Here is a 13,540-nt window from a genome sequence, read left to right as displayed (position 1 = left end):
GGTTGAAAATTGATTCCAAGTCATATCAGGCTTCTCCGCATTGCCCGTGCCGGAAACCCGGCGCGGGCTTTGCGTATCTTTGTCGACCAGGAACTGGACACGGTCGTTGACGACCCCAAAGTCCTTACGCTGAAAGGCCGGCTGCTCAAGGATCAAGCCGAGCATTGTTCGGGTGCCGAACGGACCGCACTCTATATCCGGGCATCGGAGGCGTATCTTGCGGCCTTTGATCTGGAGGCGACAAGCTATGCGCTGATCAATGCGGCCACCTTGGCCCTTTTGGCCGGTGACGTTGCGCGATCGCGCGAACTGGCGCAGCAGGTTCTCGACCTTCTTGATGCCAGTCCGGAAGAGGGCGAGACACCTTATTGGCGCGAAGCAACGCGAGCCGAGGCTCTGCTGCTATTGGGCCGGTTGCAACCAGCCAGGCTTGCGCTGGATGAGGCGATCGCTCTGCTGCCACTTGCCCATGAAGACCGGGCCGCGACCATGGGACAGTTTGAACGTATCATCGCGGCACAAGGCGGTGATGCCGAATGGCTCGGCAGCTATCGCCCGCCTGCCTCTATCCATTTCAGCGGCCTTATCGGACTCGATCCGAAGGCACCCGTCCTGCACGACGACATCGCCAAAACTATCGGTCGCATACAGCCTGGCTATGCTTTTGGGGCGTTGGCTGCGGGTGCCGATATCATGATCGCCGAGGCAGCGGTTTCAGCAGGAGCCCAATTGCATGTGACGCTGCCATGGACGATAAATGAATTCCGCGCCCGTTCTGTCGAACCTTATGGCGATGACTGGTGCGCCCGCTTCGATAGCCTGCTGCAACAGGCAGAGAGCATATATGAGCCTGCGCCAAGCGAAACCGAAACCAGCCTGTCCTATGCCCGGAGCATAGAGATTGCGAGCCTGGTCGCGCTTGGCCGGAATCTGCGTCAGGCAGACATACTGAAAAGCCGTGCCTGTGCCGTGACGATTGTGGCGCCGGGAGAAGTGGACCGGCCGCATATTGAACATTGGGAACGCAATATTGGCCCGACCGAACGCATCAAGACCAGGCGCGCCTTTTCCGCAGCCTATTCCCACCATTCCGCAGCAGAGGATGCACCCGCATACCCCTTGGCGGCGGTCATGTGGATCGACGCCGCTGATCCTTCCGCATTGGGCGATCTGGCGACCGGGTATGATCTCGCGTTTCGAGCCCGTCACGATGGTGGCCTGCTGGCCGGTACCCCGACTGCCTGTCTTGCCGCTGCGAGAAAGTTTTCGCAGGCAGAATCGGGCGGCTCAGCGGGCCTTGTGATCAATGCCTTTGATGCAGCTCGGCCACCCCATGGGCTGGTCGAACGATGCCGGCTGCTCGCCCGTAGCGAAGATGGCGGGCAGATCAAAACCGACCGCCAATCGGCGTTGATTGCGCGTGTGCTTTCTCCGGACACGGGGATTGAGGAATTGGGGGAACTTTCCTCTTTGAGCGGACCGATTTCCCTCTGGTCGCTGAAATGAGTGGCGTGTCAGGCGACCAGCTCTTCCAATATCCGCCTCGAGACGATGGTCAGGCAGTCGCTGTCTCTGGTTATTATGCCGCGGCGTTCAAGACTGTTGATGGCCCGCGACCCGGTTTCGCGGGTTGTCTGGGCGGAGAGCGCCAGCGCCGCAACAATGGGCGGCGGTGAGATTGAGTCTGATGACCCCGCCATTCGCAGCAATTCACGATAGCATCGGCCAAATGCGGACAGTGTCACCCGCACTGCCAATCGGTCCAGCACGGTGTGCAGTTGCCCCGCATATATTCGTGACAGGCCAGCACCCAATTCTGGCCAATCGCTGATCAATTGCTGCAGCTCTACAGCATGGATTTCGAGTGCTGCAACCGCACCCAAAGCGCGCATCTCATAACTGCTTTTCTGGTCTGCCGCATAGCCCCCAACCAGCTCACCGGGGCCAAATGCGGAAAGCACGGTCAACTGCCCCTCGGTGGATATTGCCTGCAACTGGACTGTTCCGGCGATGATCAGCCATAGCTGCGTGCTGTCGTCACCCTGATGGCAGAGATAATCCCGTGAAGAAAACTCGCGCAGACGCATCGCGTCTGCCAGCGCCTTCGCAGATTGTGCGGAACAATCGAGAAAGACCGAGAGCATTTCTGCGCGTTGGGCAATTTCCATCACATCGTTCCCGGCTGGCATTCAGTAAACAGGACCGGTGGGATTGGCATAGCGTGTTCGGCCATGTGAAAGCCGATCCTGTGGAAGGAAACGCCAGCTGTAGTTGCTGTAAATATCGTTGACCCCCTGTCGCTGTTACAGGCGAATATCCTGCGTTTCAGAAATCATAATCTGCCATACATTTGCCGCTGATCAAGTTTTTCAACACAATCGATCCCGCAAATCTAGTGCGGGCCCGTATCCGAGGCCATGGCCAGAAAACTTCCTTCGGCAAAATCTGCAGGACATAAAAATCTGCGAGACATAAAGGAAGTTGCGTCACCGCATCTTTGGGTTAAGATCATCAGCTGATCTGACAGGCTAAAGACAGGTAGGCTCATGAAAGACCTTGGCAAACGCGTATATCGGGCAATTATTGTTTGTGCCGTGACATTGGGTCTGGGCATGGCTTCTGCCGCCTCTGCCCAATCCGAAGCCGAGAAAAAGGAACAGAGCGCGCTTGCGTCATTGCCGTTGCGGCAGATTGGGCCAGCCTATCCTTCGGGCAGAATCTCAGACTTCGCGTTTTTCTCGGATGGGCCGCATCATTATCTGGCCGCGACCGCCTCGGGCGGCCTTTGGGTCACGAAGAATTCGGGCATATCCTGGGAACCGCTTTTTGATCGGCAAGGCGTCTATGCCATCGGCGTGGTGGAGATTGCGCCTTCCGACGAGAAGGTCATCTGGGTCGGAACTGGTGAAAATAATGCCCAACGCTCGGTGGCCTTTGGCGATGGCGTCTACAAGTCCACCGATGGCGGCAAGACCTGGAGCAATATGGGGCTGAAAAACTCAGGCCATATCAGCCAGATCTGGATCAACCCCGAAGATGCCAATAGCGTGCTGGTGGCAGCACAAGGGCCACTATGGTCATCCGGCGGTGACCGCGGCCTTTACAAGACCACCGATGGCGGCGCCACATGGGAGCGGATTCTGGCGGTGGATGAAAATACCGGGATCAATGAATTTGTCGTTCACCCGGACAATTTTGATATGATTGTTGCCTCCTCCTATCAGCGTCGACGGCACGTCTGGGTGTTGATCAATGGTGGGCCGGGGTCAGGCATTCACCGTACCAGCGATGGCGGTGAGAACTGGAAGCAAGTGAAAACCGGTCTGCCCAAAGACGATATGGGGCGCATTGGCCTCGCCATGGCGCCGTCCAACCCGAATATGGTCTATGCCATTATCGAAGGGCAGCCCAAGGAACAGGGTGTCTATCGCTCAAGCGATTTCGGGCAGAACTGGACAAAGCGTTCGGGGCATATGACCACCAGCCCGCAATATTATAATGAGATCGTCGTTGATCCGGTCGATGAGAATATTCTCTATTCACTCGATACCTTCACCAAGCGCTCCAAAGATGGCGGCAAGACCTTTACCAATCTCAGCGCGGCCAGCCGCCATGTCGATGACCATGCGCTTTGGATCAACAAGGACAATACCGATCATCTGCTGATCGGCGGTGATGGCGGTATTTATGAAAGCTGGGATGGCGGCACGCTGTGGCGGCATATGCAAAATCTTCCGATTGTACAGTTTTATCGCATCCAGCCGGACAATGCCGCGCCCTTCTACAATGTCTGCGGTGGTACGCAGGACAATAATTCGCTCTGCGGACCATCGCGTACGACCCTGTCGCATGGCATCACCAATTCGGACTGGCACATTGTACTGGGCGGTGATGGCTATAAGCCGCAGATCGATCCGCGCGATCCCAATATCGTTTATGCGCAATATCAATATGGCGGTCTTGCACGGCATGACCGGCGGACGCAGGAACGGGTTTTCCTGACGCCGCAGCCGCAGTCCGGCGAACCTGCCTATAAATGGAACTGGAATACGCCGCTCTTGATCAGCCCGCACAATCCTGACCGGATTTACTATGCGGCGGAATATCTTTTTGCCTCCAATGACCGCGGCAACTCATGGCAGAAGATCAGCCCCGACCTGACACGCCGGATCGACCGCAACGCGCTGGAGGTGATGGGCCGTGTGTGGAGCGTGGATGCCATTGCCAAGAATGATTCCACCTCGATCTACGGCGCGGCCATTGCGCTCAGCGAAAGCCCGATAGCCCAGGGCCTGATCTATGTCGGCACCGATGATGGCGTGATTTCGGTCACCGAGGATAATGGCGCGAACTGGCGCCGCCTGGAGCGGGTCAGCGGTGTGCCGGATATGACGCTGGTCGAAGATATCATCGCGTCGCATCATAATCCTGAAGTTGCTTATGCTGTGTTTGACAATCACAAGCGTGGCGACAACAGGGCCTATGTCTATCGCAGCGATGATCGCGGCCGGTCCTGGCGGTCAATTGCCGGCAATCTGCCCAATACGGGTGCCGTGCACACTATCGCGGAAGACCATGTCGATCCGAACCTGCTCTTTGTCGGCACGGAATTCGGCCTGTTCTACACCCAAAATGGTGGCGCAAGCTGGCAGCAGCTCAAGACCAAATTTCCGACCATATCGGTGCGTGATCTCGAGATTCAGCGCCGCGAAAACGATCTGGTTGTGGGCACGTTCGGCCGCGGCATCTATGTCCTTGACGACTATTCGCCGCTGCGCACCAGCGCCGGGAGCGTCGCCGGATCGGAAGCCACGCTTTTCCTTGTCCGTGATCCATGGCTATATGTCGAAGGCGATCTATGGGGCGGTGGCAACAACGGGAAAGGCTCCAATGGCGACAACTTCTGGCGCGCCGAAAACCCGCCCTTTGGCGCAGTTTTCACCTATGTCCTGCGCGATGGCCTGAAATCGAGCGCCGATGCTCGCCGGGAGGCCGAAAGGAAGATCGAGAAAGACGGAGGCGACACGCCCTATCCTTCATGGGACAGGCTGCGGGCGGAAGACCGTGAAGATGATCCTGCGATCCTGTTCACCATCACCGATAGCGCGGGCAAAGTTGTGCGGCGGATGACGGCGCCACATAATAAGGGGCTGCATCGCGTCGCCTGGGACCTGCGTTATGACGCGCCCGATCCGACACGGCTCACACCGCCAGAAAACCCGTATTTTGGCGGACCGCCGGTTGGACCGATGGTATTGCCAGGCCGCTATACTGCAACATTGGCCAAGCGCATCAATGGCGTTGTGACACCGCTTGCCGGTCCGCAGAGCTTTACCGTCAAAGCGCTCGAAAACAGCGAAGAGATTGCCGGGGATCGGGCAGCCGTGCTGGCGTTCCAGCAGGAGACAGCGGATCTTTCCCGTGCGGTTTCCGGTGCTGGTGCAGCGTCGCGTGAACTGCGCAATCGTCTGGCGCACCTGAAGGTTGCTGTCGAAACGCTGCAGTCTCCCAATGACAGCCAGCGCATGTCGATCCAGCAGATCGAGACCATTCTCGACGACACTGACAGGGCGTTGTTTGGAGATCGTACGATCAGCAGCCGCAACGAACCGGCGCCGCGCTCAATTGCCGCGCGTATTGGTCAAATCCGTGGCTGGGGCTGGTCGCATCAGTCGCCGGTCACCGGCTCGGACAAGCAGGCACTGGCCATTGCCAAGCAGGAATTCGGCACCGCACTTGCGCAACTTCGCAATGTCGAGACCCGCATTCAGGCGCTGGAGAAGGAACTGGAAGGTCTCGGCGCGCCCTATACACCTGGCAGTGGTGTGCCGACCTGGCCATAACAGCCATTAGCCGGCACGCCATTTCCAGCTCCCAGAGCGGGGCATAACCCGCTAGGGTGTTGGCGGGATTCGCAGTGTTATTATTATCATTCAACCGCCGCTATTTGCCGGGCCTCGCTGTTGCCGGGGCTCCATGAGGGTTGCCGGTCTATCAGCAGCATTGGCGGCGGCACAGATATTCTGGATCGCGCCCGCATCGGCGATGTCGGATGCGGCGGACGCCATGGCGAATGATGACGCCGATGAAATTGTGGTGACCGGGACGCGGTCCGAAAGGGCGCTCGATGCAGAGCCTTATTCGATCGAGGTGATCAATCGCGAGCAGCTGGAACGCGAACTGCCCCGTACGGTGCCCGAAGCCCTGGATACCTTGCCGGGTGTACTGGTGCAAAAAACGGCATCGGGCCATGGCTCGCCCTATATTCGCGGTTTCACCGGCAACCGCACATTGCTGGTCATCGATGGCATACGTTATAACAACGCCACCTATCGCGATGGCGCGAACGAATATTTCGCCCAGATCGATAATTTCACCCTGTCGCAAATCGAGCTTATCGCAGGCCCGTCTTCGGCACTTTATGGTAGTGAGGCTGTAGGCGGAACTCTTAGCCTGGCGACCCGGTCCTCGGGTATTTTCGACCATCAGGGCAGCTTCATAAATGGCCAGCAGATTCTCCGCGCATCGACAGGCGATGGCAGCTTTGTGTCCCGCTCGGCGCTTGATCTGGGGCAGGGCGGCAGCTGGGGTTTGCGTGGCGGAGTAACGGTGCGCGACTATGGCAATGTCCGCGCGGCTGATCTGGGGCGCTTGCCCAATACCGGCTATAGCGAGCGCGCCTTCGATGCCCGGCTGGATGTGGCGCTGTCACACCGCTGGACGGCCACGCTGGCGCATCAAAGCCTGTGGCAGGATGATGTGCCACGCACCCATTCGACCATTTTCTCGGTGCCCTTTGCCGGGACGCAAATCGGCACCGACCTGCAGCGCGACAAGGATCATCAGCGCGGCCTGACCTATCTGAAACTGAACGGTGACACCGATCTCGACTGGATGCAGTCGCTCGATGTCACTGTCTCCTACCAGTCGCGCACCGAGGAAGAAGCCCGGATACGCGGTGATGCACTGAGGATAGACGAGTCCTTCACCTCTGACCTGTTCGGCCTGAGCGCTGTCGGCTCGGCAGAGTTTGGCAGCGTCGCGCTAACCTATGGTTTCGATTTCAGCCATGAGATCATCGACAGCGCTCGCACCGATACCAACCCCGATGGCAGCGTGACGGTTCGCCTGCAGGGGCCGGTCGGCACCGATGCGCGCTATGATCAGGCCGGGTTGTTCCTGCGCAGCATCACCAGTGTCACTGAGGGTCTGACGCTAGAGGCGGGTCTGCGCGCATCCTTTGTCGATACGTCCATCGGCCAGTTTGCCGATCCGGTGACCGATCAGGCGCGGTCATTCTCCGATGACTGGTCCGATCTCTCCGGCTCCGTAAGAGCACTTTATCGCCATAGGGGTCACAGCGTCTGGGGCGGTTATAGCCGGTCTTTCCGGGCGCCCAATATCGCCGATATCAGCCGCTTTGGCCGCAGCCGGTCAAGCGAGATCGAGGTCGCCAGTCTGGACCTGACGCCTGAGCGGTTCGATACATTCGAGCTGGCCTATAGCTATGACAATCAACAAATCGCATTCGGCCTCACAGCCTACACAACCGAGTTGCACGACTATATCGCAACCGTCCCAACGGGAAATATCCGCGAGGGCCTGATCGAGGTGGCCAAGCGCAATGCGGCCTCCGGGCGGATATCGGGTGTAGAAGCGTTTTTCCGCGCCAATCTGGGCAGTGGTTTTGCCTTTAACAGCAATGCGACCTGGCTGCGCGGCCGGCTGACCACGCCGACGGTCAACGGCCTGTTGCGCGAACCGATAAGCCGTATCCAGCCGATAACCGGCAATTTCACCCTGACATGGGAGCGCGATGACCATTGGGCGCTGGCCGAGCTGACTCTGACCGACCGCGCCGATGAACTGAGCAGCGGCGACCTGCTCGATGTCGAGCGTATCCCGCCCGGCGGCACCCCCGGCTATGCCCTGCTCAACATTCGCGGCGGCACGCAGATCGCCAAAGGCGTTGCGCTGACCCTAGCACTGAACAACCTGTTCGACGAAACCTATCGCGCCCATGGCTCGGGCAATAATGAGCCGGGCAGGCATCTGGTGGCCGGTATGAATGTAAAATTCTGACGACCAGGGCTGATAGCTTTCAGCGACTATCCGGCAGCGGCGCGCTTCAACTCGTCCGGCTTTGGATCGGATCCGGAAGTCACCTTTTCCAGACGCCGTCCCTCGGCATTCTCGACGCGGTCCCGGCCGCTCTCCTTGGCTTTGTAGAGCGCGGCATCGGCGCGTGCGAACAGCTGCTCATAGCTCTCGCCTTGCTGCGCTGTAGCCACGCCAAAACTTGCGGTCAGGCGGATATCGTCATTCAGGCCGGAATGGCTGAGGCCTGCAAAGGCCTGTCTGATCCGTTCGGCCAGCCGATAGGCCGCCTCATTCTCGCAATTCCAGATTGCGATGCAGAATTCCTCTCCGCCGATGCGGCCCGCCGTGTCGGATCCCCGCACCATCTTGCCGATCAGTGCGCCAATGCCTGCAATCGCCTGGTCGCCGGCCTGGTGCCCCCAAATGTCGTTCACCTGTTTGAAGTGGTCGATATCAGCCACCACCAGGCTTAGCGGGCGTCCCTCTGTCTGTGCACGCAGCAAGAGCTTTTGCGTCGATTGTTCGAACGAACCGCGGTTACGCAACCCGCTAAGAGCATCGCGCTCGCTGCTTTCGCGCAGCGCGATAGCCCATTCGGCGATCGTCGCACCGATCAGGACCATCGCTGTGGTCACGCCTTTCACCCCGAGAACGAGCCCGATCAGCGAATAGTAGATCGAGTCCCGATAGACCTCTGCCGGGATCGACTGCTCGAACAACAGGGTCAGGGTCGGCCTGACGAGGAAATCGGCGGCCTGCAACGCCATGACCGCGATGACCGCAAGGTCGATGATGTCGCGCCGCTTTGCCACGAGCAGCGTTGTCACACCCATGGCCGCCATCACGCCATAGCCCATATTGGCGATGACCAGCCGGGGGCCGACATCGTTGGAGAAGCTTATTGTCACAGCCAGCACCAATGCGCTGATCACATAAACAATTGCGAAGCTTCCCAGGTGGAGCCGCTGCCCCACACGCTCACAGACCGATGCCAGCATCACTGTCGAGGCGAGGCTGTAGAAGAATTGCGCCGCGTGAAAGGTGTATATGGCGTTGCTGGGCAGGATATGGGTGATCAGGAAACCGACGGCCGACAGCGCATAGGCGATGCCAAAGCCGAGCACATGGCGCCGCATGCGCCCGACCCGCCAGAACACGATAAAGGTCGCCGCAAAAAACAGCGCCATCAGCGGCGTCACCAGTCCCAGAATTTGCGTTTGCATCGACCCGCAGCGCCCCCGTCCCTCACAGAATTAGGTGAATAAGGTTAAAGGGGTCTTACGGGGGACAGCTGTTACTAAGGGTGCCGTGCTTATGTTTCAGGCGGTAATGCGCCGGAAAGACATCTGGTTGCAGTGGGGAATGTGCAGCTTTGACTTTCAATAGGAGATTGTCTGCTTCCGACCCTGTTGCGGACATTGCGGCGCCAACGTAACATCAAACAATGCCGACAGAGAAACGCGACCTACTGCTTCGCCAGTTTGAAACAGCATCCACGCTCTTTCATTTCCATTTTGACGATCTGACATTCGCTGAAGTGATGTGGCGACCTGCGCGCATTGCTATGCACGTCAAACCGGGTGAAGATGGCGACTGGACTGCTGATTGGCCTGAGAGTGAAGCCTATGAAGTTGGACCGCCCAGCGCGGCGTGGATTATCTGGCACATCACCTATTGGTGGACCATGGTCTTGGACCACAGCTTTGGCGCTGGTACCGCGTCGCGCGAGAATATCGCTTGGTCGGGCGAAGGTTTTCAAACTCAGATCAGGGAGCTTGAGCAAGGTTGGCTGGGCGCACTTGAGGGCCTCGACGACACCGCTCTGGACTCGAACAGGTTAGCCGTTTGGCCAATGTCAGGGCGTCCGTTCGCCGACGTGGTAGGGTGGGTTAACATCGAACTTACCAAGAATTCGGCGGAACTAGGTCTGCTCCGTTTTCTCTATGCGGTCCGAGAGGATTAGCGCCACGGCCGCTTTCACCCCCAGAAGTTGCCGTTAGGCGCACTGAGATTACTACCTAAAGCAGCCGTAGGACTATAATTGCCCAGACTGTCTCCCACGCCAGACCAAACCAACTTTGAAGCGCCCACTACCAAATCACGGCAGCTTGCCACCCGGCACCCATGGTGCGCCTGCGGCCAGTAGTTCTGCCTCAAAGGCCGGGATGGTGTTTTCCGTCAGCGTCCTCAGACGGTTGCGGATGGCATCGAACTCGCTCCGGGCATAGCCAAGCTGGTCGCGATGGGTTTGCGTCGGGCCCTGGGTCGAGGCGAACAGGCCGGTCATGACGATGCCCAGCCGGCTGCGTACGGTAGGCAGCTGTCGCTCGTTGAGCTCGTTGCGTGCCTTGTTGCCGTTGAGCAGGGCTTCCAGCGCATAGACCTCGTTGCGGATCGCCTGCAATCGATTGTCGAGCACGACCGGGTCGCCGCCCTGGGCACGCTCGGTCGCGACGGCCAGCAGGCCGACCTTCTTCTCCAGCGAAGACAGGGTGGCTGCGGTGGCGCTTACCGACCGGTCAAACTGCGCGATCTCGGCCCAGAATTCGGCGGCATCCGGCTTGGCGGGCAGCGCACCGTCGCGCAGGCGGGCTACAGTAAACGGCTTGGGGCCGACCAGTTCGGTCGTCTGCCCACGAACCCGCTTTGACAGCGACACGGTATATTGGCCGGGTGAAACGAGGAAACCGGTCGGCTCGTCCTCATCGGGACCGGTTTTCGCTGCCACCGACATATCGGGGTAACGCAGATCCCAGTTAACACGGTGGAAGCCTTTCTTGGCGGGGCCTTTCAGCCGGCGCACGATATTGCCGTCGCTGTCACGCACTGTCAGCCATATCGCAGGGGCGGTTTCCTGAAGCTCTGAGGTAATGGCATCAAAGCCCGGAAATGGCGTATCCTTGCCTTCCTTGGCGAGCGGTTTCTCACGCTTCTGGCGCGCCTCTTTGAGCGAAGGCACATCTTCTGCGAGATAATAGGTGAAGTTCGCACCAAAAGGCGGGTTGGGCGCGCGGTAATAGCCATGGCCCTGTGCCCCGCCCTCGGAGAAGGCCAGCGGGTGCTGTTCGATATACCAATGCGCCTTGCGACCGGGGAACAGCATTGCTTCCTGGTTGAGGCTGGCTTCGCTCAATGTCCGCAGTGGCGAAATGTCATCGACGATGAAGAAGCCACGGCCAAAGCTGGCACCGACCAGATCATCCTCGCGGCGCTGAATGGTGATATCGCGGAACGAGATGGTTGGCGCATCCCCGGTCAGCTTTACCCATTTGCGTCCGGCATCAAGGGTGAAGAACATGCCGAATTCGGTCGCCGAGAATAGCAGGCTCGGATTGACATGATCCTGGACCACGCGCCAGATCAGGTGACGATCCGGCATGTCGCCGGTTATGCTGGTCCAGCTTCTGCCGCGGTTGGTGCTCTTCAGCAAATAGGGCTTATAGTCGCCATATTTGTGGTTATCGAGTGCGACATAGACGGTATTCGCATCGAACAGGTCGGCGCGGATATCGTTGACAAAAGCGGTCGCGGGCACGCCGGGCAGGCTGCCGACTTCGATTGTTCTCCAGCTGGCACCGCCATTTTCGCTGACCTGGATCAGGCCATCATCGGTGCCGGCATAGAGCACATTCTCGTCGATCGGCGATTCTCCCAGCGAGGTGATGGTGTTGTATTGCGACATGGCGAGCAGGTCCCATCCTGCTTCCCAGCTCCATTTGCGGCCCTGAACCGGCAGCTGCAGCCGGTCCTGATCACGGGTAAGGTCGCCCGAAATCGCGGTCCAGCTGTCACCGCGATCATCCGAACGCCAGACGCGTTGTGAGGCGAAATAAAGCCGTGTCGGCTGGTGCTGGCTGACAAGGATCGGGCTGTCCCAGTTCCACCGTTCGATTGGATCGCCCGGCGCAGGCTGCGGCTGAATGTGCACCACCTCGCCGGTGATGCGGTCGACGCGGGCCAGATTGCCCTGCTGCCATTCGGCATACATGATGTTCGGGTTGCCCGGCTCGGTGGCGGACTGATGGCCATCGGCAAACAGCGTGATGAACCAGTCGTCATTGCGGATACCGTGGCGATTGTCCGTACGCGACGGGCCGCCTTGCGAGTTATTGTCCTGGGTTCCGCCATAGACAAAATAGAAAGGTTCGGCATCGTCCACCGCGACCTTGTAGAATTGGGTTATCGGCAGATTGTCGATGAACCGCCATGTCTTGGTGTGGTCATAGCTTTCATACAAGCCGCCATCGGAACCGAACAGGATATAGTCCGGATCGTCCGGGCGGAAGGCAATGGCGTGGTCGTCGACATGCTTGTACTCATTGTTGAGGCTGGCCCATGTCTTGCCGCCATCATTGGAAATCTTGCTGGTGTTGGATACCAGATAGATGCGGTCGAAGACGTGCGGGCTGGCATAGAGTTCCTGATAATAATGCGGGCCGGTGCCCGAACCGACCTCGTCCGACATTTTTGTCCAGCTTGCGCCGCGATTGGTGGATTTCCAGACACCGCCGGTGCGCCTGTCTTCTTCAATGGCGGCATAGACGACATCGGGTCGTATCGGCGAGAGTGCCAGACCGATCTTGCCCATATTGCCCTGCGGCAGGCCGGTTTTCAGCTCGGTCCAGGTTTCGCCGCCATCTTCGGATTTCCACAACCCGCTTTCCGGGCCGCCGCCGACATAGGTCGCCACCGTGCGCTGATGCTGCCACATAGCGGCATAGAGGCGATCAGGGTCACGCGGATCGATCAGCAGGTCGGTCGCACCGGTATAGGGGCCGGAGGAGAGCGTCTTCTCCCACGTCTTGCCGCCATCTGTGGTCTTGAAGACGCCGCGCTCGCCGCCTGGTGACCAGAGCGGTCCCTGCGCCGCGACCCAGACAGTGTTGGAGTCTTCGGGGTGCACAATAATTTTCGAGATATGCTCGGACTTTTCCAGACCCAGCTTCTCCCATGTCTTGCCGCCATCGTTCGAGCGGTAAATGCCGTCGCCAAAGCCGATATGGCGTCCGCCATTATTCTCACCGGTACCGACCCAGATACGGTTGGGGTCGGAAGGGTCGAGACCGAGGGCGCCGATGGAATAGGAGCTCTGACCGTCGAAAAGGGAAACCCAGGTCGTGCCGGCATTTTCGGTCTTCCAGACACCACCGGAACCGACAGCAACATACCAGGTGGCAGGATCGTCCTGCACAATAGCGATATCGGCGATGCGCCCGGACATGAAAGCAGGGCCGATGCCGCGCAGCTTGAAGGCTTCGAATGTCTTGCTGGAAAGCGGGGGCTGATCGGCTTTCTCATCGGTCTGCGCAGTAGCGATGCCGGCAGCAAAAAGGGCGGCAAGGCACCAGATCCAGAGATGAAGTATACGCATTTTGACAGCCCCTCTATGTCAGATCCTGATGGCGGGTTTGAACTCCGCTCTGGCAGGAAGACGATGAAA

The 13,540-nt window shown here is 58.9% G+C and carries 7 protein-coding genes; 4 read left to right on the top strand and 3 right to left on the bottom strand.

The window, feature by feature from the left end:
- The first annotated feature begins 9 nt into the window (after nt 1-9).
- Nucleotides 10-1,506: a TRAFs-binding domain-containing protein gene (locus AAFX04_11775; GenBank protein ID MEO1046110.1), complete on the top strand. Its 1,497-nt coding sequence runs from the start codon at nt 10-12 to the stop codon at nt 1,504-1,506.
- A gap of 8 nt (nt 1,507-1,514) precedes the next feature.
- On the opposite strand, the gene AAFX04_11770 is transcribed toward AAFX04_11775, so the two are convergent.
- Complete coding sequence (locus tag AAFX04_11770) at nt 1,515-2,168, bottom strand: Crp/Fnr family transcriptional regulator (GenBank protein MEO1046109.1); 654 nt, start codon at nt 2,166-2,168, stop codon at nt 1,515-1,517.
- A 444-nt stretch (nt 2,169-2,612) separates the two neighbouring features.
- On the opposite strand from AAFX04_11770, the gene AAFX04_11765 reads away from it, so the two are divergent.
- Both AAFX04_11765 and AAFX04_11760 read left to right on the top strand, forming a co-directional pair.
- Nucleotides 2,613-5,843: a glycosyl hydrolase gene (locus tag AAFX04_11765; GenBank protein MEO1046108.1), complete on the top strand. Its 3,231-nt coding sequence runs from the start codon at nt 2,613-2,615 to the stop codon at nt 5,841-5,843.
- Between the two features lie 133 nt (nt 5,844-5,976).
- A complete protein-coding gene (locus AAFX04_11760; protein ID MEO1046107.1) occupies nt 5,977-8,082 on the top strand; it encodes a TonB-dependent receptor in 2,106 nt (701 codons plus the stop codon).
- A gap of 26 nt (nt 8,083-8,108) precedes the next feature.
- On the opposite strand, the gene AAFX04_11755 is transcribed toward AAFX04_11760, so the two are convergent.
- Complete coding sequence (locus AAFX04_11755) at nt 8,109-9,323, bottom strand: GGDEF domain-containing protein (GenBank protein ID MEO1046106.1); 1,215 nt, start codon at nt 9,321-9,323, stop codon at nt 8,109-8,111.
- Nucleotides 9,324-9,544: 221 nt separating this feature from the next.
- Here AAFX04_11755 and AAFX04_11750 point away from each other — a divergent pair, with 221 nt between their 5' ends.
- The gene (locus AAFX04_11750) at nt 9,545-10,063 is read left to right on the top strand and encodes a DinB family protein (GenBank protein ID MEO1046105.1); all 519 of its coding nucleotides are present in this window, start codon (nt 9,545-9,547) and stop codon (nt 10,061-10,063) included.
- A 135-nt stretch (nt 10,064-10,198) separates the two neighbouring features.
- On the opposite strand, the gene AAFX04_11745 is transcribed toward AAFX04_11750, so the two are convergent.
- Nucleotides 10,199-13,471 carry a glycosyl hydrolase gene (locus AAFX04_11745; GenBank protein MEO1046104.1) on the bottom strand — a complete coding sequence of 1,091 codons (3,273 nt, stop codon included), beginning with the start codon at nt 13,469-13,471 and terminating at the stop codon, nt 10,199-10,201.
- Nucleotides 13,472-13,540: the final 69 nt, after the last annotated feature.

The sequence above is a fragment of the Pseudomonadota bacterium genome, assembly GCA_039818985.1.
Classification (GTDB): Bacteria; Pseudomonadota; Alphaproteobacteria; order Sphingomonadales; family Sphingomonadaceae; genus Alterisphingorhabdus.
The sequence above is the reverse complement of the archived record's forward strand: the minus strand, read 5'-3'. Positions and strand labels throughout refer to the sequence as shown.